The following is a 24,224-nucleotide window of genomic DNA, read 5'->3' as shown; positions in this document are numbered from 1 at the left end:
TAATGTACCTACTTTATATATATATAGTTAGAAAAATGAAAGGTTTGAAAGCCATTTTGAAAAAACAAAAACCCTGATACAGCATCATACTGTATCAAGGTTTATCTTATTTATATACAATAATATAGTTAGAATCACTCATAGAAATTGTTTGAATATCCAGTATACAACTTTTTTGTCCAGTATAAGACTTTATTGTAAAGTATACAACTATTTTGTCTAGTATAGAACTTTATTGTAACTGAACACCTCTTCCACATTGTAAATCATTGATGCGATTTTATTGCCTCCAGAAATCCCTTGGTCGTCGTAGGCGGCACTTATTTCGGCATCGCGTCTTGCTTGAAATAGCGAGCGACCAATATCATCCTGCATATAGTAAGCAAGTGCATCGTTTCCCATGCGAATTAATCCGTCCATTAAATTTTTCCCCCGGTCACGCATTTTAATTTGACGGCTCTGTTTGATTATCCAATTATTGCGTTCTAAAATTGTGAGCATTCTCGTAATTTGCGCTAATGTTGGCGGATCATTGTCCTGTAAATACGTAGACTGATATCGGTAGTACAGCACTTCTTCGTTATCAATAGCATCTTTAATGCCCAGAGAGGCCTCATTAATTAACTGAATGACATTTAAAAAACGAATGGTTTCGATTGGGGAATCGTACATTTTTTCGGTGCTCAATTCCTTTAAGACACCTGCTAATGATGCTAAATCACGCATTGACTTCATAAATTCTGCAGTTTGGTAATCGCTTGTAAAAATAGAAATCGGTGCTTTTATATCCATTTTATCCATTGTTCCACCCCTCCTAACTGCTGCTCCTGTTCATGTGCCTCTTGCACCTGGGCAGCATAGCTCTCGATTGAATGATACAGTTCATAATCTCGCCCAACAATTTTTACCGTTCCCTTAACTAAGGCGGCAGCATATTTAGCAATCGTGATACCTGCGCTATCGGTATCTGTCCAAATAATCGTTTGTTTAATAGCTGATTGCAGTAATTGCTCTATAAATTGTTTATGCGCAGAACGAATTTGTCCGTCTAAACAAACGATACAAGAATTCGTTTGCCGCAAAAATTCCGTCTCTACAGCCATACGTGTTAAAATAGCACGGTTTTCAACAAGCCATAATGTTGTACTTGTCGTTGTAAAAGGTGATGTTAAGACCGCATTATCCGTCGTCGCATGTACCGCGCCAATTGCATACGTCGCAACACTGCTTTGTATATTACCAGTAAAATAAATTGGCACAATTTTTCCGATGCTTACAAGCCCATAAAGCGTCGGGTCAATCCGACTTTGCTCCAACTGCGCTAAAAAAGCCTCCCGCTCTTGATCAAATACTTTTGAACCTCCTATCTTATCGTGTAAGCTCGCGCCGATCTCCTTAAAATCAAATAGGTCCTTTTGCACAGATAACGCATAAAACGCTAAACAAAACTCAATATATTTCATTCTCTTTTGCACCGTCCACTGTTTAGGCAGCGCATTCCATTCAATCGCCTGTTGAAATATCTCTGGTAACGCTAGTTGCTCCGCCCTTTGCTGTAACGTCTGCATCTGTTGCTGTTGTTTTATGAACTGTTGCTGCTCAGATTTTTGTTGCGCTTCTATGTAAGCCGGGCCAATGCGGTAATAATCCTCCTTAACGCTAATGCCGTCCGTGTGATAACGAATTTCGCGCACAATCCAGCCCTGTTGTAGCCACTGTTGAATCGTGTCATTCGATTCATCTAACAGTCGCTTCGCATTTGGTGTGAATTTATAGGATGCTAATTTTTTAGGGAGAGGGGCAGTAAATGCTGTATGCATTGTCAACTTTAAATGCGCGACTTTACGAAATGTACGTGCCGTCTTTTTAACAATAGTCGCAACCATTAATTGCTCTTGCTGTTCTACCTTTTCAACCGACTCATCTTTTTTCAAAAAATACGATTGGATAAATGCCTCATGCATTGCGAAACCCTCCTCTACTTTGTGCCCTATTTAGTAGTAGCGTACCATATGTTTAATTGTTGTGGGAGAGCAAGTCACACAGTCATATCTGTGATGCTATCAAGTAATTTGATTGGCATCATACGCATAACTAAAATACCAACTGGTGGATCTTTTCGTACATAGCCGTTTCTTACTGAAACATCTTTTTAAGAAAAATCCCTTCCATATAGATAGAAGTAAATTTGGGGACTGATTAAAAATCAGTGTTATTATGCTTTAGAACTTCTCAATAATTTTGTCACTAGGTAATTTTTCAATAATATTAATACTACCTATAAGTAGATAACCTAAATTCAAAAAAACTATATTTAAATATTTTATTTATTAAACGATATAGTTTCCACGCATTATAACAAAAAGACATTTTGGGTTATTTTGTTTCTAATCATTTTAAAATTCCTAAATACACCATAAAAGCTCATTAAAAATGCTTCTGTAATTCTAAATTTAGCTATAATTCAAAGAATCCTCCATTTATTTATCTTTTATTACTTATTCGGATAATATCTTACGCCTTTCACTCTCCCACCTAAAATTTATTAATTCCAAATTCTGTTCTGTACAAAAAAGACATTTTCAAACGTAAATATCCAGTACCCCCCAAAATGGATAGTTTTGAACTAAAAAGGCACTTTCCATATTACTAGAAAAGTGCCCGTTCTTTGAGTACCAATATTTAGTTTACAATACCTACTGCAAATCTTTAGTTGATTCGTTCAATAATAACGGATTTTTGTAGACTATCTAATAAGGACATTCCAATATTTTCATCATTATTTCTACCTAATTGATAGTTGGCTAAGACTACAGAGGCAACTTCCTTTTCTTTATCAATCGCTAAAAATGAACTAAAGCAGCCTGTTCCACCGCCATGCAAAATAACATTATTATTTTTCTTTAAAAGAAACCACCCAAGCCCCATGTCATACTTTTTTGTTCCATTTCCATGCTTTTTATGACTAAGGCCCAAATAGGGTTGGTCCTCGTAAATATTTATTTTGGCATATTTCAATAAATCCTCAGCAGTTGAACTTATTGCTCCCGCAGGTGATATTAGATTCTCTTTGTTCCAGCTCCAATTTCCACAATCATTATTTTTTCTATCGTAACCATGTAAATTATTATTTGATGTACCTAAATAAGTATCGCTTAGTCCAAGCTCTTTATGTAGAAAGTCATTCATAGTAGCCCAATATCCCCTACCTGATACGATTCCTAACCCATACCCAATAAGGGATATACCAAAATTGGAATATTTCCATGAATATTCTTTTTCTTTTAATTGAATACTTTCCATTAGCCTTCTCATTTTAATAAAATCCATATTTAGAGGATTATTCTTTTTCAAATCACTACCACCCATAATCAAGCCTAGAAGTAGGTTTGAATATTCTCTTTTACTAAATGGCAATCTTGCAGAATACCCTGAAGAATGGGTAGCGAGGCGGAGCAATGTAGGATAATAACCTTTTCCCCTAACCTCCTCTACATATTTTTGGATTGAATCATTTATGGACAACCTCTTTTCAATTACATATTTTGATAGTAAGGATGCGGTGAAAGTCTTTGTAATAGACCCAATTTCATAATAATATTTAATCGATGAATCAAGTTCACCATCCTCATTGTAAATTTTTATTACGAATCTATTGTCTATTAAATAACCAATAGTTAATTTTAAGTTTTTTTTCCTTTACTGGCTCTATTAATTAATCGTAATGTTTCATCATTTATTTCAAACATAATTGAATACCTTCTCTCACATTTCATTCCCGTTATTATTCGATTGAACTCTTCGCTTCTCAAACTCCTTCATTACTCTTGTTTGTAGTTCGATATTCGGTTTATCCATTTGTAAGTTACCATTTGCTTCAAACCCATCATGTTCTTCACCATCAAAACTATAAAGTTTCCTTAAAAGGTCCCACATTGTTTCTAAATCTTCCGTTGTTAGATTTTTAAAAAGTTTTTCCAAAAAAAAGATTCCTTTTTCTGCAACTACAAGCAAGACATCTTTTCCTGTATTAGTTATTTTCACATTAACCGCTCGTTTATCTTTACGACTAGGTACTACATTGACATATCCCTTGTTTTCCATAATAGTGATTAATTGTTTTACACTTTGTTTTGTGGTGCCTAATTTCCTAGCAATGTTATTCAAAGTCGTTTCATCCTCAGGCAAATGCGCAATTGCCACTATTGCCATATATTGTCTGGATGTTAGAAGTTCAAAATATTTGTCACCCTTTACCTGAATTTTATTTGCTAGTGAAAATAGAGTACCGTAGGCTTGTTGCATTAAAAAAAGTTCTCTGTAGATATCCATATCCAACCTCCATTTTAGTCAATACATTGTCTAAAATTTAGCATATCATATTTTCAAAATTAGTCAATATACTGTCTAATTTACTTTAAAATTAAACATATCCGATTGTTAAACAGGAAAAATTATGTGGATAAAAAAGGGGGTGAAGGTGCATGTAGTGTAATAATCAAAGGCCTCATTATGACTTCTGTCAGTCCAATCGAGTTTTGTGCCACCTCGACTAATTGGATTTCTCATCCCATCTACATGGTGGTAAAAAATTAATAATTCTTCTGACACTTCGCATTAAGAGTTACTTAGTTGCGTTCTGGTTTCAGGGATGCTATAAATAAAGTTAATTTTTCATTAGATAAACCTTTTTAAAACCAATGTTTTCTATTATTGAATCCGATGTTTTAAAGATGGAGATGCTGAGACATTCAGGTTTTAAAAAATAAATATATAAATTAATACTAGAGGTTAGAGCATTGAAGAGTTTGAAACATGCATTCACTTAAATTCTTTGACCTTCCTTTGAGCCCAAAAGTTTGATCTCAGTTTAAAGAGAAAAACACTTGGTTATCTCACCTCATGACTATCTCCCCTCAATCGTAGTTGGGGCTTAATTGTAATTGCAATATTACACAGCAGATTTTAAGCTTTTTATCAAAACAGAAAAATGTAGTCAAATCATGTAATTTCTGTCCTCAATCGAAGAAGTCGGCCCCAGCTAAATGGCTATGTTGTTTCAAATTATCGAGGAACGGATATCTAATGACGAGTTTCTATCGCTACATCTAAAATTCGGGAGAATATTAACCCTACGACCAATTGAAAAGAAAAAACATAGGGAGATATTAATCTTCCTATGTTTTCATTCATATTATTGATCGGTTTGTTCTTGCTTCTTTTTCAAATACTCTGCACGTATTTTCTCAAGTTGCTGCTTTTTATCGAATTTGGCAGGTTTGTGTTTTTCATGATACTTAGCCACAGCTGCCTTACCTTTGGTATCCAATTGATATTTCCCCACTTTGGTTCACCTACTTTTCCTGTCTTAAAGAAAATCTATTCAACAAATATAATATACCTTATTTTGCTGATGTATACATTTTTACTATATTGGTGTACTGCCTAACCTTAAATTCAGTAAAAGCTTAGTAAATAATTCATAGCCAAATGTATTTAAAATATTTGTATCCGTACACATTTCATATGATGTTACCTTTATTCTTATTTATGTGACGTAAATCGTAAAATTTCCGTTCAATAAACGATATAGTTTCCACGCATTAATACAAAAGAGCTTTTCGGGAAAATCCCATTCCAAATTAATATAAAACACCTAGATAAATCATAAAAGTTCATAAAATAATGCTTCCGAAACTCCAAATTCGACTAGAATTTAAACTTTTGGAAGCATTATGTTTGATATTTTTATTTTAGGAAATCTTATGGTTTAATCCACTTTGTAACCTAAACTTATTACTACTTCTCTCCAAACTTGTCTAATTATTCCTTCAAAAAAAATACTTTTGTTACCTAATCCCCTTTGGATTTTCCTATACTTGGATAAAAATCTTGGTTATGTAGTGTGGTAGCAGCAACTTCTATTTCAGCTACAATTTTAGCTATTCTTATTTTTCTCAATTCAGATGAGTATGCTTTGTATCGCTTAACAATTTTTTCGCATAAATCTGGCGCATTCTTTCTAAGCATTTTTTTCGAAATAAGCTGTTCAAGAAAAGTTGCGGGATACTTGGTCACCTGAACAAATTGTCGGCTGCTTGTATCAAGGACATCTGCGTTTTAAAACCATCTATCGCTGGATTTAGGATGGTCTTTTAGAAGTGCCTATAACCGTTCTCCGTCAAAAAGGTAAGCGTCAAAAGCCCCGCGAAACAAGGGGTAGATTTAACATTGGTACACCAATTTCTAAACCCCAAAAGAAGTACGTAAACGTGAAACCTTTGGACATTGGGAGTTAGATACAATTGTATCTGGACGTGGGAAAGCAAAAGGTTGTGTAGCAACATGTATTGAGCGAATGACACGGTGGTATGTTGGCTTTTTGATACCAAATCGCTCAAGAGCAGTACGTCTTCTTCATACTAAATTACCAAAAGGCACTATAAAAACAGCCACAACAGACAGAGGTAAAGAATTTAGCTGCTATAAAGTGTTAGAAAAAGACTTGAAAATTGATGTTTATTTTGCGGACGCATATTCTTCTTGGCAACGCGGAAATAACGAAAATGGAAATGGATTACTTCGTGAATTCTTCCCTAAGCAAACAAATTTCGAAGAAGTATCACCAGAAGAACTTACAGAATCATTAAACTATATCAACAATCGACCAAGAAAATGTCTTGGTTGGAAAACTGCAAACGAAGCTTTTAATGAGCAATTGTTGCACTTAATTTGACAAATCATCGTATAAAAAAATAAAGCTGACTTTAATAAGCCAGCTTTACCCACCATTTACTGTTTATTACCTCATGATTACAAAAATGTGCATAAGTAATATACTATGATTTTCTATTATTTATTCTTACAATTTGAACTCCAAATACAATTGAATTGTAATAAAAGTAATTAATACTATCACAATCCACAGGTTGTTAAGCCACTTTGAACCTGTTTTATTATTTATTTTTTTATAATGGATTAAATAAAGCTCAAACATCCAAAAAATCCAAATAAAAATATAAATGATATAAAAGTTTTGTTTTGTAGTAAATATTACTGTAAACATCATTAAAAATATACAATACAAAAATACTCTCATTGAAAGAAATTTTATCATTAAAAATTGAATTATAGGTTAGAGAACGCCTATATTTCCCCTTCTTTTTACTGTAGTAATCTTATCTATTCTACCAACCATTGAAATAACCATTTTTACGTTTTGCATCTCTTCGATCGAGATAATCAAATAGAATTTCACCTGGGCTACCTATATTAACCAAGAAATCGGTAAACACAACTAAACCTGAAATTATACCACTTATCACTAAATTAGACACACCTCTTCTTTGAAGGGATTTTCTAATACTTTTAGCGAATATATGTTTCTTAGCTTGGGCAAGTTGTTTGACGCTTTTCAAAAAGAGTTTACCACTGACTAAGCCACCCAAACCAGATACAGCAACCATTAAAGCCATATTTATTAACGTCGATAATATTTTCTTAGAATTCCAAAGAGCGTTTTTCCAAGATTCTCCATCAGGATCCACATTCATCACTGGATTATTATTCGCATAATTATAGCCATTTAATGATAAAGGATTCATTGTATTTCCACGTAAAGGATCTAACGATAAAAACACACCTGTATCTGGATTATAATAACGCGCCATCAAATAGTATAGTTTAGTATCTTCATCATATCGATATCCTGCATAACGATATGGGTTAATAGTTGCCATATTACCTTTTTGACTCATAATATTTCCCCATGCATCATACGTGTATTCTGCAACAATGTCACCCTTTTTATCTGTTAAGGCTAATACATCTCCTCGATAATTCGTTAAGTAGTAATAAGTTAAGCCCAAATATGTCATTGTTAAAGGGGAACCATTATCGTTATAGGTATAGGATTTGGTAATAACTCCACTTGCATCTTCTTCAAACAAGACTTGATTTGTCAGACCATTATAACGATAATACGTTTCACCATTACTATCTTTACTATATACACGACGTCCGTTTTCATCATAACGATAAGATGCAACTGTTGCACCTGTTAGAGACTTGATTTCTGTTAATTGATCAAAGGCATTCCAAACATATTGGAATACACCATCGTTTTCTACATTTCCGTTGGCACTTACATTATAAGTCTTATCACCAGCAGTCTTCATTTGATTCGCATTATTATAACTATAGCTGGTTGTAGTTGAACTACCGTTTTGCAAAATAGTTTTAGAAGTACGGTTTCCTACTGAATCGTATGTGTATGATATGGATAAACCATTACTGTATTGTTCTTTGATTAGCTGATTTAAAGGGTCGTAAGTGTAAGTGACTGTTCCATCATTATTCGTCACTTTAGTTATTTGCTGATTTTTATCATATTCATATGAATTTGTACGCCAAGTTGTTTCACTATTTGTTTTCAAAGTTTCAGTTTGTAACTGATTCGCCTTATACTTATTTAAAATAACTGCACCATTTACAAAAGTTGTGCTCTCCAATAAGTTGTTTTTGTTCCATATGAAGCTTGCTAATGATTGTCCATCGAGTGTGACATTGGTTGTTTGACCATTTTCATCTGATGCATACTCAATTGTATTTTGGCCAAATTGAATTTTTGCTAAATCTTTTTCATTTTTGTAAGTATACATAATCGAGCGATTTACAGGTGCGTTAATGTCTACTCTTTGTAATAGTCCATTTTCTGATTGTGTGTACGTAACTTTTTGATTATTTAGAGTATGATTTGTCACAGTAGTGGATAAACCATCTACTTGTGTTGAAAACTGATTAACCCCATTTACTTTCACAGTCTGTGTATTAGTATCACTTGAAGTTGTATAGGCGATTTTTTCACCTGATGCTTTGATAATCTCATTTAATGCTCCGTCAGCATTATAATTATAAGATGTTACTTTTCCCTCGGCGTTTGTTTCTTTTTCTATGGCATTTTGTGCATTATAGCTGAGAGACATTTGTTTTTTACCATCAGCATTTATCACAGATGTTAAATTACTGTTGGCATCATACGTATAAGTCGTTATTTTCTTTGCAGCATCTTCTACTTCTACTAATTCATTTTTAAGATTGTAGCGATACCTAGTTTTCCCCTTTTTTCCGTCTTCATAAGAAAGGATATTTCCATTAAAATCAGTTATAGTTTCAGTTGTGATACCTAATTCAATATCTTGATAGGTTGTTAGTTTTTGATTATTCTCATAGCTTGTATTATACGTTTCGATTTTCCCATCCGGATATTTTACTTGTGTCAAATCCCCATGGCCATTATACGTATAGGATGTTGTGTCTCCCTTAGGTGTTGTGGAGGTTTTTAGATTACCATTCTCATAAGTGTTGGTAGTTGTTTGCTGATTGGCGTCTGTCTGAGTTAAAAGATTACTATACTCATTATAAGTATAGGATTCTATCCCACCTTTTGAATCATTAGTGCTTAATAAATTTCCCTTTGTATCATACTTTAAATTTTTAGTGTAAGTAGAACCATCTGAATAGACAATCTTTTGTGAAAGAACATTATAACTATTCTCATCTAGTGTATAGGTTGTTGTATCACCTGAAGGATCAAATATTTTCGTTACGCTAAAGTTGTTATTTAAACCATAGCGTGTAACTATACCTTCGGGGCTAGTAACAGTTACTATATTGTTTGTTCGATCTAAAGAGTAATTGGTCATAGAATCTACTTGACCGTCTAATGAAGGTTCTGTTACAGATACTAAATCTAATTCACTATTATATCCATAAAGCATTATTTTCTGTTTACTATCAATGATTTTCGTTAACTGTCCATTAGTCGTGTAATAGAATGAAGTAGGTGTTGATGTAGTGTCATCTTTCTTAACCAGTACTCGTGTTAAATAACCATCAGTATACGTATACGTTATATCCTGTTTATTGTATTTTGCATTTGTAATAAGCCCATCAGTATAAGTTAACAGTAATTTTGTCCCTAGATTAGTACTGATAGAAGTAAGCTGATTTGATGTATCATAATTATAAGTGATTGTATTGCTATTTAAATCTTTTTGCTCTGTAATGTATGCTACTTCAATATCTGTATCACTAGTGCTTTCTCTAACTTTAAATGTTGTTGTGATACCAGTTTTGCTAGTCAGTCTAAAAGTGTACTTATCCACCATATCTAAACTATCATAATTACCTGCTGGTGCAATATACTTATCTCCATCCCATGAGTAAACATGGACCGTACCATCTGCATCTTTATATTCGACATTAAAATATTTATCATTATAAAATAATTTCTCTGAACCTGTAAAACTCCAACCATAGCCGAATGGAGATTTTTCAAAATCCTTACTATTATACGTTCGAGTAAAATCTAAACCAAATCCTCCATAGTTGAATAAGCTAAAATCTGTGTATTGAACAACATTATTATTTGTGCCTAAATTTACATAGTTCGTTCCATTTGAAATATCATGTGTGGCATAATCCCAATAATCTTCTAAACCTAAACGGTTAGGTGTTTTATAAGTAACGACAAGTTTTGGTTTATAGGCGAGTGGGTTGGTTGTGCTTTCACTACTGATGAATTTTTTGTAAATCATGGTACTTTCTGAAGTGCTTTTTAATAATAAACCAAGATTTGATTCTGGATTATATAGCCATCCGCTCACCATACTCGTTGGAATAGACCATCGTTGAATACCTTCTTCTACATTACTCGGTACTGAAGAGACTCCTGTAACAGTTGAAAGAGGCGTGGTATTATAATCTCCCCCTACTGTTGTCCAGCCTCCTGCTGTTGAATAGTTATTCCATGTTGCTGTATTTTCATCCCATGAACGTTTCATCGCATGCATACTTAAATTAATTGGGCTTGAATCATTTGTTGAAGAGAGATAAAGACTCACATCCGCAGACATAATAACGCTTTTTTCAGGAATAGGCGTTACATCAAACTTCAATAAGCTTCTTACAATATTTCCGTCTGTGGCTGTACCTGTAGCTAATTCTGTGTGATTTCCTCCGGTTTGCGTTGGAAACTTTTTACGAATTGTTGTATCCACCATTTTTGAGTTTCCTTGGATACGTACAATTGTTGGATCAATGACGATCGGATATTGTCGTTTATTATCCTGTAGCCAAGCTGCATCAGGAGTTAAATCAATCCATAAAGTATTGTTTTCTTCTCGTGTTTTTAACGTGATATTATAAGATTTTGCTTCCTCTGGTATAGAATTTGTACCGTCAATAGATTGAAAGCCTACAGGTTTATAAGCATCATACATAAACGGAGCTTCTATAACATAAACCATCTCCCCCGTTTTAGCGTCCTTTAAATGGATTTGATTATTAATTTGTTCATATGTCAAACTTTCAAGGGATAGCTGATATGAGAAGGTTTGTGGTATCCCTTTTTCGGGCTTTTTGTTAATTATAATATCTTCTTTTACAAAGTTTTCTCCAACAGAATATGTAGTCGAAATATTATCAAAAACATTTTGGTACTCAATTTGATTATCTGTAGCAACCCCGATAACCTCTTTAGCAGGAATTATTTCACCTTTTTGTTCCATTTCTTTTAATCCAATATTAAGGTTGTATTGGTTATCGGCTACTTGTACGTTGTTCGTTTCCTCTTCAAGTTTTTCATCAAATGTCACAGCAAAGTTATTGGCTTTATTTTCAAATTGCCCTTCGCCATTATTTTTCTTTTTTTGTAGATCGTTATCAATATCTTTCCAGTTACCTTTATTATCTTTAAAATGAATAGGTGCTTCATATATTTCAGTTGTATAAGTACCATCAGAATTGTTAAACGTTTTAGAAGTTTGCGTACGTTCTCCTACTACTTCAGTTTTTTCATTTCCTTTCGTATTTGTTTTGGGAGATTCTTTGGCAGCCACACTTGCAAAATTCCCAATAGGAATAAAGGCAATGAACATTGCCAAAACAATCAATTGAATGAAAATTTTCTTTAGCAATTAGTTTCCTCCTAATAATTGTGATTTTTGAAACATTATCTATTATAGACAGACAATCACTATTAAGATGGTGCTAAACTATCTATTTTTGATAGTATATTATGGATATAAACAGTCATAAAAACCTATCATCAATAACAAGAAAATAACTAAATCTTAAAACCTTTTTGGTAAATAAACAACAGAATAAGATAATTGCAATATTGGCACTATTTTCACTTCAAAATAAAAATCCTGCAGTATATTACAGGATTTTAACTCAATCTTCTTAGTTCCTTACCTTCTCTACAAGCACCTGGTCCCCTAATGAAAAAACACTTTCCTTTATCGAGGAGAGCGCCCGATTGCGGTATCGTTTTCAAAATCAAGCATAAGACTTCCAAAAATCAGAGAGGCTGGGACAAAAGAAAAAATGTTAGACCATTTACAAGTTTGGTCTAACATTTTTTTGCGTTATTAGAACACATATACTTTAATAAATCACAAAAATAACATTCATTTTTTGCTTTTTCTCAATAAAATGAGTTATGTCCCAGCCTCTTGCTCTGCGCGTGAAACGCTGGGGTACTGGCCCATGTCTAAAGACATTCCGAATGGTCTGCCAACCGCACTCCGTTTTCACACAAACCGCTAAAGCGGCTTACTTATTTTTTCTTTCTCTTGATTTCTCCTCCTGTGAATGGATCAATGAATTCTTTCATCGTCATTTGATCTTGCAGGATATCTTCTTGTAATGGATTTTTTATATACTCTTGTATCTTTTTCTTATTTCGGCCGACTGTGTCCACATAGTATCCTCGACACCAGAATTGACGATTACCGTATTTATACTTTAAATTCGCATGTCGGTCGAAAATCATTAGACTACTCTTCCCTTTTAAATAACCCATGAACGCAGATACACTCAATTTCGGTGGAATACTTACCAACATATGAATGTGGTCAGGACAGGCTGTTGCCTCTATGATTTCTACATCTTTTCTTTCACATAATTGGCGCAATATTCTTCCAACATCTGCTTTAATTTGACCATAAATAATCTGCCTTCTATACTTTGGCGCAAAGACGATATGATACTTACAATTCCACGTTGTATGTGCTAAACTTTTATTATCCATTTATGGTGGCTCCTTTCGTACGAAGTCGGTTGACTAGACCTGACTTTATTGTACGTTTGGAGTTTTTTTATTGTCCATAGCTAAAAGCTTTCCGGAACCCCCTGCATAGCAGGGGGTTTTCAAAGCACACAATAAAATAAAGCATAAAGTTTCCAAACGGAAATTTTATGCTTTACGTCACAGACACTCATTGAAATCATTTGATTTCTACAAAATGGAGACGGCGGGAGTCGAACCTACCGTCTCAAAGTACTGATATATCAATAGTTGCGGGGGAAAGTGATTTTATTGACTGTGGTTTTGACTATATTTAAATACTTTCACTATCTATTACCAAGGCTCGCTTAACTTAGCAACAATATCATTGCGTGATAATACGGTTGAACATCGCTCCCATAAATGTGCTTGAGGATCTAACGTACCGCGATACTTTATTGAGAAAGCATCTTGGGCTTTAGCCCGCTCATGAATATATTCATCCATTCTTCCACGTAATTCTTCTTCATCTTGAATCCATTCGTCATCAATAGTGTCAGGTAAACTACCAAAAATGTCATATGTATCTCGTAATCGCTCAGATAAAACGTTATACACTTTTTCATCTTGGGTTTCGCTATAAACAAGATTCAACATATCAACGAACTTACGTGTTTGTCCAAATCGCTTAATCCTTCCTAAACGTTGCTCAAGACGCGATGGGTTCCATGGTAAATCTATATTAATTAATGTACCTAAAGTTTGAAGATTTAACCCTTCACAGGCTGCATCAGTAGCTACGACTAATCTTATCTCTCGATTTTTTACCGCAGATTTAATAAATTCACGCTCTACATTGTTAAATTGTGTGCCTCTGAATAGACCACTTTTACCAAGACCAGCGTATACAGCTACAATTTCATCTTTAAAGTGCTTTGCTAGCTCTTCTGCAATCCACTGAGCGGTATCATAGTATTGACTAAAAATAATACATCCATGTTCAAGCCAAGTTTTCCCCTCAGTTCTAAACTCACTTAAAAACCACTTTACTGTATTTAATTTAGAATCTACAGCTTCTGGTCTTGAAAGTTGACGGACAATTTCTTGTAGACATGCTACTTCAGCTGGTGTCATTTCTGAAAGGATATGTTCAGCTTCCTCTGCTTGATCTTCGTCTTCAGATAAAATAGAATGCTGTAGCATTTTTTGAGCAGTGTTTAACCCTGAAGCGAAGCTCGAGCAAATACGTTGTAGCATTAAGGATTTCATAAATCCTCCAGCTCGAGTTCTTGCTTGTAGTAGCGAACTAAATTCTTCTGCCTGTTCATAAGCAATCTGGAAAGGTGAATTCGTCGGAATACCTAAGCCTACAAAACGAGATTCATATTGCCTAACATTCTGACTAAGTGGATGTGTATGGACACCTACTTTTTCAAGTAAACCATCTTCCTCAAGTTCTTTACGTTTTCTTAATACTGTATGACGAATAACTGGATTATTTTCTCTAAAGAAATTGTCATATAGACATTCCGAAAGCCATATATCTTTAATCATATAATCTAAAGTATCAAAGTTATAACTACATACAAAATCCTTAGGATGTAGCGATAACGTATCTCGGATTTGCTGAATCATAGGTAATTCATTACCTGGTGGTAAAGGGTTGCTTAACCATTCCCAAGCTTCATGTTCAGAACCTACCTGCTTTTTACCAGTTACTAATTGTGTGGCTTCCTCGTAGTTTCTCCATAGAGATAATGCATCACCTAAAACAAATTCTGCCCCACTATTTAGCACCCCTAATAAATCCCAGAGTTCTCTCACATTTGTTTGAATAGGCGTAGCAGTACCTAATATCATATTCATAGTACGATGGCCGATTTTTTGCATAAAAGACAACAAATTATTTGGCTGAGTAGCCTTCTCACCTAGACCACCTTGAACTCGAGCTTTATGCGCTTCATCTAGGATAACTGTCCCGTACTTATTTTTTAACAATAGGCCTGCTTCTTTTATAAAACTATCTTCCGACTTCTGATGCATTATTAAACCAGTCGAAACAATCGCGATTTTATAAGGACATTTTTTTATTGCAAATGCATCGCCCCGTGCTGATAAAAGTTGTCCTTCAACACCTAGCCATACTTTCTTTTGAGAGGACCAAACAGCAGAAGGGACACCAAGTTTGTCCATCATTTCAATTTGCCACTGAGTTGTTAAAGTAGAAGGCGCTAAAATTAAGATTGGTCCATCTTCAAGTAAAGCACTCACTAAAGCACTTGTAGCCATAGAAAGCGTTTTACCTACACCAACTTCATCTGCTAATAATAATCTGGCTTTACCGTACGTTTCACGATGCTGTAAAAACATCGTTACAAAAGATCTTTGCCACGGCTGTAGTTGCTCTCCCCCACGATAAATCGGTGATTCCGCCATTGCCGCAGCAGGTACATCTTCTGGCTTTAAAGCTTCAACGGTAACCTCTCGTCGGTTGGCTACACGATCAATTTCAGCCAGTATTGCTTCTGGTAAGGGAACACCATCTTCCCATAAAGCCCAAAACTCTTCTTCTACCCAATCAGCGCTTGCTGTATCATCATCTTGCCACACAAGTTCATAGTTATGTGCAAAGGCACTTTTTGATTCATTTACAGATCCAATAAATGATTTTCGACTTCCATCAGGATAATGCATAACACCTGCTTTACCGTGCAAAAAAAGTTTTTCCCTTGGTACAACTCGAATTTCTACATTTCCTGACTGCAATAGTTCATTTAGTCTTTCATAACGATCTTTTTTCAAAAGTGATTCTGCTTCAACATCTATTGCATTCCATCGCTCTTTGAGTGTTATGTTACGCCCTGTTGCCACTTGAAAATCCGCTAAATCTAATTCCGAATTACAAATAATTTTCACTTCAGGTATATGGGCGATTTCCTCACCTACTAATTCAAAAATAGAACTTCTAAAATAACCTGCAATACGAAGATATTTAGTTGCACCTTTTAAACTGTCAGCTAAAAACTCCGTATCTAACTGTTCAGTTCGCGAAGAAAAACGTCGTAGCACCATATGTTATAACCTCTGATTTCTTATAGCTTCTGCTAAAATTCGAGCATAACTTGCTTCTACATCTGGCTTATATGCTTTTGTCGACTTTAAACCTGTTCTCTTTTCTACAATATAATCCGCCATTTTCACTAATAACGGTTTATTTTGTAAATAGTTAGGACAGTTATCCATTAAATGATCTAAAATTTCTTCTACCTCAAGTTCTTTAGACATTTCATACATTGCATACAATAACGCTCGTAGTGGTGTATCAGCTAATTCACTAATACCTGACATCATCGAACCTTTAAATTCTGTCGATAGTTTTAAACGTGCTACATTTGCTTTTGAACCTTCGCTCATTACTTGATCAAAATTTTGGATTTTGAAAGCTTTAGCAAAGTTTTGATAGTTATCTAACGTTTTCGCACCCTGCTGCTCCATTTCTAGCATTTTCATATATAGACGTTCAATTGGTTGTAACTTTTGCCATTCTTCTTTTTCAATGCCTACTGGCACAAGGAATTGAACAGCTGTTTGCACAGCAAAATCAATTAACTCATCTACAAATGTTTTTTGACCTTTAATTCGAGGCGCTTCTGCTTCAACTACCATATCGCGTCCATCAATACGAGAATATGAAGTTAACACTTTAAGAGCAGCTGCATAACCAGCCATTTGTAAATCGGCATCCGTATAAAGACCCTCTGAACCTTCAGCACGTACTTCTTTATCTAACCCCATTAATGATTCCACTTGCTCTTTAACAGCATCTTCAATTTCCCATCCTAACTCATCTCGGAAAGTTTCGAGCTCTTGATAACGCTTACGAAGAACTAATATAATTGTTCCTTTTACATTAGCCCCTTGACGTAATGCTGAATCTGTTTCTGTTACAACATACCAAGCAGCTGTAACTTGTAATCCACTCGCCCAAATAATATTTGTCATATCCGCCCAAATTGTACCACTTTGATGTGTGAACATAAGAACTTGCAAGCCATTATCAGGCATCTTTTGCGCCATTTTACGATAAGCCGCAACCATTCCTTGGCGGAATCCATCATCTTCACCTTTGATTGCTATCGATCGACGGCTATCCCATGTCCAATGTTCGAATTCTTTTGGTGGATTTTTACGTAACCAAGCAATGAAAAACTCAGTAATTTCTTCATATTTAACAGCATCTCCATATGGTGGATCTGTAATATAAATGTCATTTTCAACTTCAATCTCTTGGGCTGGATGGGAATTAATAGTTAATGAAATATCCCCCTTCAACTCAGAATTATTATGAGTAGCAACCAAAATATTCTCAATAGACGAAGAAGCTCTCACTGGATAATTGTAAAGAGGGTTTAACGCTTGGTTATCAAATGTTGCAGCAGATCCCCCTCCACCTCCTGCTTGTGGTCTCCATCTAGTTAATTTTGATAAATGGTTCATGGCTTGAAAAACATTAAATTTTTCTTCTGTTGTAGAATATTTATTCATTAAAGAAAGAAATAATAGTTGCCGTGGATTAAATAAATGATGCCAATGTGTCCATCCACGTGTTCTAATCGGCTCATCTGTTTTATCACCTCGTTCAATTACCATATCTGGTACATATCCATCTTTTTGCCATTCAGCTAAAAATTCTTGAACATAATCAACAACTTTTTGCTCACGTATTAAATCTTCCTCTGTAATTGATCGAAACTCATATTCATACGCTGAACCTGTAGGTTTCTTTTTCATCCATTGTATACAATACAGACGTTCTTGAAAAATATCAGCCGATTGTGGTACAAAATCTGATTTCTCCCATAAACGCAGACGATTTTTATTCTCTTTTCCTTCTTTATAATCTCCACGGATTGCTTTAATACTTATTCTATACTCTGTCATACCATCAGGTGAATGTACTAAATCACCTGATTGAATTGTACCTAATTTTGCCTTTTCCATTTCTTCTTCATTATCAACATATTTCACTTTAATGTCATAACGCTTTTCAGAAGGCATAGGTACTAACTCAGCAACAACTTTAAAACTACTACTAATTATAAAGCTTGGCATCAAAGGTACTCGCCATCCAGATTCTGGACAAACAGTTTCAAAGCAATATAAATAGACTTTTGCACGCCATCCATCTTTTCCGACTTCAATTTCTAAATCATCAATTTCTCGTTGAACTTGATTAAAGAGGTTTCTTTGTCTATTATCAATTTTAACTTTCTTATCTAGAGGAGCACCGACAACATTAAAGTTACCCCAAGTTAACATACAAGCTATTGGATTTATATCCGAGGCATAAACATCACACCCCAATCTTGCTGCTTCAAAAGGTATTTGACCAGAGCCAGAAAAGACATCTGCTACTCTTGGGCGATGACCAAATCTTGCAATTCCCATTTCTTCAACTAACTCTGGAATGGAATTAGCAGAGGTCCCAAGATGATTATTTACTTTAGACCAGATATGTGTAAATAAAGAATCTCCTATTTCTTCTGGACGCTTTGCTAATCTAACTTTTTCAGCATATGGTAATGCTAGATATTTTGGAATCTCATCCAACTTAGAAGAACTAACATTTTCTTCCAATCTTTTTCGCATAGATTGAACATCAATTCCCATTAATAATTCAAATACTCTCAAATCTTCTGTTAAGTTGCTTGTACTTGGAAGTAACGCTCCTAAAATACAAGCTTTATTCAGAATTAAAGGTTTTCTTCCTTTCCAATATGCTCCTAAAGAAACTAATAACTGACCATGACTCGCCATTCTTTCCTTAAATGTTTCAGCTGAAATTTTCTGCACAGGAAATAAATGCTCAATCAGCGCAGGTTTATCTTTCCATTCAAATGGTTGTAATGCCATTAAAACTCATCTCCTTCTGTTAAACCGAATAGATCGAATGTTGCTTGCTCTACCTTGGCTTTACTATCTTCTTGCTTTGTTTTTTTGATTTTTTTCGGCTCAAGACGTACATTCGTTCCATCAGATAGAGCACAATAGAGGGCTTTACGCCACCCTCTCTCTGTTTGTTCTGCAAGTCCAGCCTCTGAAGCTGTTTTAGAATATAGCCACCAACGTTCTTCTGGTCGCAATGCTAACCATTTCTGACAAATAATTGCGCATTCTTCAGGTGTTGCATACTCAGCTGCCCAACCTAATACACATAATTCTTTACCTAAAAATCGGTCTAACTTTACTTTCCCTACATTCCAACTACCCGTGCTTCCTTTTTTACTTTTGAGACGTGTGTTAAAGTCTCTTCGTGCATCGTCACGAATTTTTGTCCATAATTCTCGAGACAAAATTAATCGACACTCTTCTGTTTCACGATGATTATCGTCACCATTAAAGCCAAAATCCTCATAAATCTTTACAGGAGACTTAGGCGTTGCTGGAATTTCGACATAAAAATGATGACTTCCAAATTCATTAGGCGCCCCAAAATCTACCGTATAATTGCTCATTATTGCTCTACCTCTCCATTAGCTATTTCAATACCCAATTGGTTTGTAAATTGTTCTAAATCATAACCTGTTTTTGTATATGCCTTTTTAAAAGTAAACAAAACTTGTGCATCCACACCTACAAGCTCTTTTAAACGACCCAATTCACTTTCAATAAACTCTGCACGTACTTTAATTTCCCCTAAAGTAACTTGAATCATTTTCGGCGCTGAACCAATTATTAACATCACTTGCTCAAATTCAATTGATTTTTCTTTAGCTAAATTTAATCCTTCGTAAACTTTAGCTGAGTTTTCTAAACGTTTTGGACGTTGAGTAATTAAAGTTGCAGGTGCATCTTTAATAATCGTAATTTCAGTTGATCCTGATTTTGGAAATTTAAAGTTTCGTTTTTCTTCAAACCCATCATATTCAGCAAAAACATAAATAGTCGTCTCTTCTTTTGTTAATTGAATAGGGGTTGTATATTCTAGCCCATTACGAGCCTCTGATCCATCAAGTGTATATCTTATTTTCCCTCTTGGTGCAACACGCAATTCTACAGTACGAGCCACTTCATCAAAATAATTTCGAATAACTAAGTTATTTTTAAAAGTGGTAGGTGTCCCTTTCATATTTTTACCTGTTGGATCAACAGCTAAAAATTGTACTGTTAACGCGTTTGTAATTAATGTATTATCTTTTAAAACAGGACTTTGTTCTGACACTTCACTATCCTCAGCATAATGAATGCGCGGATTGTTACCAGCATTTACAACGTCGATTTTTAATCTCACGTTTCCAAAATCATCAGGATCCGTTTCTTTCGTTACAATGACCTCAGTAGTTTTCGGTTTAGGTTTTTTTGTAATGTAATTATTCCCTAAATCCTCCCATACACCTCGTTGACAAGCTTCAACGATTAATTGATCTAGCCCTCGAGCAGGTAGCCATGGCATTTGAGTTTTTTGCTTCATTCGATCTATTAAATCTGTTTTGCGTACATCATCTTGATTCCCGAACAATAAAGACTCAGCTCGAGCACGTAACGCATCAAAATTCGAGGGAATATCTGTATATAATTTAATAGGGTCCGAAGTTAATGTTTTAATGACCTGTTGTTCACCATCATATTGAGTGTTTGAAGCATATGTTGTATCTAAAGGTTTTGAACGTAGCGTATCTTGACCTCGTTGGTTTCCTGGGAAAAATAGTTTGTCAAACACAGATAGCACAGTTGTACGGAAATCTTGTTCGTATTGACCTGCTTTATCTTCTAACTCTTGTCGTTGTGGATGTGTTGCAGAAATTTCAGAATCTGCTTTTTTAACCGCATAAACATGTCGAGCAGCTTTATCTACACTTGCAAAAACTGATTTGTCACCTGTTAAAACTAGGACGTTATTTTTACTTACCAACTCGTTGGAAAATTTCGCTACTACCCCTGGAGGATTTTTTCCATCTGGGCTAATAATTAGTAATGCTCGTGTTGTTTTAACAATTGCTTCTGCTTCATCCATTGCAGGTAATGCCAGCACTTTTTCATACGCTTCTTTAGTTTTAGGGTAATACATTTCCTCAAGTTGTTTACGGATTAACTCTTCTACTTTGTTTTCAGGTGCTTTTTCTGCATAGCCTTGAAGCTTTTTCGTTAAATTCTCTTGTCGGCTAAAATAGTTTCGCCCTTCTTGAGTTTGATGTAAATACCAAGCAGCTTTTTGAAGCTCTGCAAAGGCCGCTTTGTAAGAGCTCGCTTGATGAATTGGGTCAATTAAACACTCTAACATTTCACTTTCATTTAGCCCTTTAACAGATTGAACCGCTGTCGATAAACTTGCCAACAATAACAACGTCCCTGCTTGCTTTGCATAGTTATTACTATTATTCAAGTCAATTACTTGTGCATGAGCACTATCTGCCGAATCCCATAAATCTTTCGCAATTACATCACGCATGTCCGAAATCTCAGCTAGCTTCTCTCGGACCTCATGAATGGAAAGGTCAAAATGTTGTGCACCGATTAAATAAATATCTTCGTTACTTTCCCATACAGATTTCAATAATCGAGAAACTAATTCCATTAATCCACGTGTTTGCTTAAACTTCTCGTTCTCTTTAAAGAGAGCTACGATACTTTTAAAACTTGGATGGAATGGATATGTTGATTCAATTTCGCTAGCAAGAGCCTCTGCACTTCTTTCAACAGTTTTTGCTTTTGCTGCTTCTGCTAAACGTGTCGCATATACGGAAGCAATTTCAGCGATTTCGCTTGGATCAGGTACTTTTTGGAATAACCTTTTGCGTAAAATAAGATAAATTTCGTTTGATTCAAGGTTAACTGGTGTAATAGGAACCTCTGCTCGTCCAAGTTCTTGTGAAGCATCATCTAATGCTGTTTGAATTAATTTTCCGCCAGTATCATATGCTGCTTCTAAATCGGAAACAACGATACAGACGTTTTTTTTCTTTTGAGCTGCGGTTAACATGTTAGAGAATGCTCTTGTAATAACATCCGCTACTGTCCCTTGTCCTAAAGCTTGTGTGCTGTAGTACTGAAAGTAAGGCGGCATCTCATCTAATAAGATTAAAATTGGCTCTTCTCCTTCAAATAGCTGCAACCAAGCTTGTTCATCGGGTGCTTTAGCTCCAGATTCCCAATATTCTTTGAATAAGCTTTCTTTATTTAATTGACGAGCAATTTCTCCCCAAATATATCTAGGTGGATTGTTGCGACCATTAAAAGCGGCAACTTTCGCCGTTGCAAAACCAGCTTGATATGGAATTGTACCGATTTGTTCTTGTCGTAAATCAGGATCTTTTGCTAGTAACCCAAAACCTACCATTAAGTGTGTTTTACCACCACCCATAGCTTGTTTTAGATGGAATACTGTATCATTCGTTTTTCCTGCAAGTCTAGCCAGCCCTCTAGAAAGAAGCGTTTTCATACCGTCTGTAATGAATGTCTTCTTAAAATATTCTTGTCCATCTGTATCTTGAATAATTTGATCTAATTGTTCAATTTGATCACCAACGTTTATTTCTAGTGCTTTTGGTTGTAATTCGCAAGCTGATTTAACTGTTTTCATCTTTTCTTTCCTCCAAAATTAAGTAACAATTTATCAAATAGTTTTTTAATATTTTCAAAATTTAATATCAGTTATTATAGATATTATATAGGAAAATAGAAATAATTCTAACCTTATCTTGAGATGTAAGTGCCTTAATCATATTTTGAATAATATAGTTATTTCCTTCCATTAATTAAAGAAGATATCATTGATTTCTAAAGTCATTTCAACCATTCTATTAAATACATAGATTTATTGAAAACCACGTGGTCTTATCCCAGTTTTATATAACTTATAATCTAAATAATTTTAAATAAATAACACCAATTCTTTTAACGTCCTACCATGCCTATTCCTCCACTCCGTCAATCTATTCGCACTTCGCCCCATCACAATATCAGCCGCTGCAGAAGGACTCGTAAATAAAAGATCCTACATAAAACAAACTCACTATTAATAACTGTTACTTTTTCTGACTGTATTAGCTCTCTTCTCTTAGCGATTGAACGTTCTGAATAGGAATTAACATAATCTGTCGCAATTTTAGAGCCCTTCTTGAGTTTGAATTCCCTTTGCTTTTGCACCACGAGCAGCTTCAATATAGAAAATATCATTTTCATTAATTTGGCACTGTCTTTAATTTCTTCAAACAACTTATGTCAATGAAGCGACGGCAAAAAAGCATATGAAGCTACCCAAGAAGGATCTTAGATTTTAGCTTGCATATGCTCATCATTTTTTATATCTGCACGTATATCAAGTTGAAGGTATTTCTTTTTTATATTTTGACCAAGAGCCCTTTGACCACTAGTCTCCTACCAGAGACTTCTTAAAAATATGTTACGTTTACCATAAGGAGGTAATTATAACTGTGATTAATTTATTCAATGTGGAAGATCCATCTGTAGTTGCGTTGATTCTTAACAACTGGTTTAGCGAGTTTATAAATGTTTATAGACTTGCTAAACATAGAAATTAATCTCTCTCACATCCAATTTTAGAGATAATATAATTATAAACGAAATTATATATTTTGTAAATTATACACAACTATTAGTCTATTTCCTATTTAAAGTTCCTGAGGCGGGAACATAAAAATACCGCAGCCAACTAAAATGAACTAAGGTTAAAAACACATATTTAATATAAATATAATTAATGCCTAGGAATTAAATTGTTCTTCAATCAACTCCCTATCTTGCGGGAATAATTTACCCATTATCTGTTCAAATTCTTCTTCGTCCATTTCATCCCAATGATTATAAGCTTTCATAAACTCTTGGTAATATTCTGGTTGTTAATAGCTCATTATTTCAAAATATTCATTTGTAGTTATTTCACCTTGTTCATTGCTTTTACGTTTTAATTGTTCATATCTTTTTTGATCCACTTTAGCGCTTCCCCTAATTATATGATTGATCTATTATGTGAGTGTCTGGAACAAACACCAAATACACAATACCAAAAAATGAAAAAAATTAAAATTCATCACTCTTTCTTAAATTCATAATTATTAAATTTTCAAAGAAGTCAAATCTTTTATCCGGTAGTCCACCACACTTAAGCACACGATAAAATCGCTAACGCTAA

11 protein-coding genes and 2 pseudogenes are annotated in these 24,224 nt (G+C 34.6%); 1 reads left to right on the top strand and 12 read right to left on the bottom strand.

From position 1 onward, the window contains the following. Positions 1 to 219: 219 nt before the first annotated feature. The 5 genes from AC6BKE_RS08080 to AC6BKE_RS08060 all read right to left on the bottom strand — a co-directional run bounded on the left by AC6BKE_RS08080 (position 220) and on the right by AC6BKE_RS08060 (position 5,344). Entirely contained in the window at positions 220 to 801 is a 582-nt protein-coding gene (locus tag AC6BKE_RS08080; RefSeq protein WP_499856420.1) for a hypothetical protein, read from the bottom strand. Continuing rightward, positions 783 to 1,964, bottom strand: coding sequence for a DUF2399 domain-containing protein (locus AC6BKE_RS08075; RefSeq protein ID WP_499856419.1), 1,182 nt, complete (start codon positions 1,962 to 1,964; stop codon positions 783 to 785). The genes AC6BKE_RS08080 and AC6BKE_RS08075 overlap by 19 nt, the downstream gene beginning before the upstream one ends. A gap of 745 nt (positions 1,965 to 2,709) precedes the next feature. Beyond that, entirely contained in the window at positions 2,710 to 3,537 is an 828-nt protein-coding gene (locus AC6BKE_RS08070) for a serine hydrolase domain-containing protein (protein WP_499856453.1), read from the bottom strand. 228 nt (positions 3,538 to 3,765) lie between these two features. Then, positions 3,766 to 4,332 carry a MarR family winged helix-turn-helix transcriptional regulator gene (locus AC6BKE_RS08065; RefSeq protein ID WP_499856417.1) on the bottom strand — a complete coding sequence of 189 codons (567 nt, stop codon included), beginning with the start codon at positions 4,330 to 4,332 and terminating at the stop codon, positions 3,766 to 3,768. A gap of 862 nt (positions 4,333 to 5,194) precedes the next feature. Beyond that, positions 5,195 to 5,344 carry a hypothetical protein gene (locus tag AC6BKE_RS08060; protein WP_186436198.1) on the bottom strand — a complete coding sequence of 50 codons (150 nt, stop codon included), beginning with the start codon at positions 5,342 to 5,344 and terminating at the stop codon, positions 5,195 to 5,197. Between the two features lie 715 nt (positions 5,345 to 6,059). On the opposite strand from AC6BKE_RS08060, the pseudogene AC6BKE_RS08055 reads away from it, so the two are divergent. Then, positions 6,060 to 6,736, top strand: a pseudogene (locus AC6BKE_RS08055) (IS30 family transposase); the annotation flags it as partial. Between the two features lie 451 nt (positions 6,737 to 7,187). On the opposite strand, the gene AC6BKE_RS08050 reads toward AC6BKE_RS08055, so the two are convergent. From AC6BKE_RS08050 to AC6BKE_RS08020, 7 genes and pseudogenes are all read right to left on the bottom strand, one after another. After that, entirely contained in the window at positions 7,188 to 11,978 is a 4,791-nt protein-coding gene (locus tag AC6BKE_RS08050; protein ID WP_499856415.1) for a DNRLRE domain-containing protein, read from the bottom strand. Between the two features lie 644 nt (positions 11,979 to 12,622). Next, positions 12,623 to 13,096, bottom strand: a complete 474-nt coding sequence (gene tnpA, locus AC6BKE_RS08045) for an IS200/IS605 family transposase (RefSeq protein ID WP_499856413.1) — start codon at positions 13,094 to 13,096, stop codon at positions 12,623 to 12,625. A 330-nt stretch (positions 13,097 to 13,426) separates the two neighbouring features. Then, complete coding sequence (locus tag AC6BKE_RS08040; protein WP_499856410.1) at positions 13,427 to 16,144, bottom strand: phospholipase D-like domain-containing anti-phage protein; 2,718 nt, start codon at positions 16,142 to 16,144, stop codon at positions 13,427 to 13,429. Between the two features lie 3 nt (positions 16,145 to 16,147). Further along, positions 16,148 to 18,985: an anti-phage-associated DUF1156 domain-containing protein gene (locus AC6BKE_RS08035; RefSeq protein ID WP_499856409.1), complete on the bottom strand. Its 2,838-nt coding sequence runs from the start codon at positions 18,983 to 18,985 to the stop codon at positions 16,148 to 16,150. Further along, entirely contained in the window at positions 18,985 to 19,587 is a 603-nt protein-coding gene (locus AC6BKE_RS08030; RefSeq protein ID WP_499856408.1) for an anti-phage-associated DUF3780 domain-containing protein, read from the bottom strand. The genes AC6BKE_RS08035 and AC6BKE_RS08030 overlap by 1 nt, the downstream gene beginning before the upstream one ends. Further along, a complete protein-coding gene (locus tag AC6BKE_RS08025; RefSeq protein ID WP_499856406.1) occupies positions 19,587 to 22,652 on the bottom strand; it encodes an anti-phage-associated DUF499 domain-containing protein in 3,066 nt (1,021 codons plus the stop codon). The genes AC6BKE_RS08030 and AC6BKE_RS08025 overlap by 1 nt, the downstream gene beginning before the upstream one ends. A gap of 291 nt (positions 22,653 to 22,943) precedes the next feature. Further along, positions 22,944 to 23,054, bottom strand: a pseudogene (locus AC6BKE_RS08020) (DUF4357 domain-containing protein); the annotation flags it as partial. Positions 23,055 to 24,224 lie beyond the last annotated feature (1,170 nt).

The sequence above is a fragment of the Lysinibacillus sp. COL-1 genome (genome assembly GCF_059814265.1).
The sequence above is the reverse complement of the archived record's forward strand: the minus strand, read 5'-3'. Positions and strand labels throughout refer to the sequence as shown.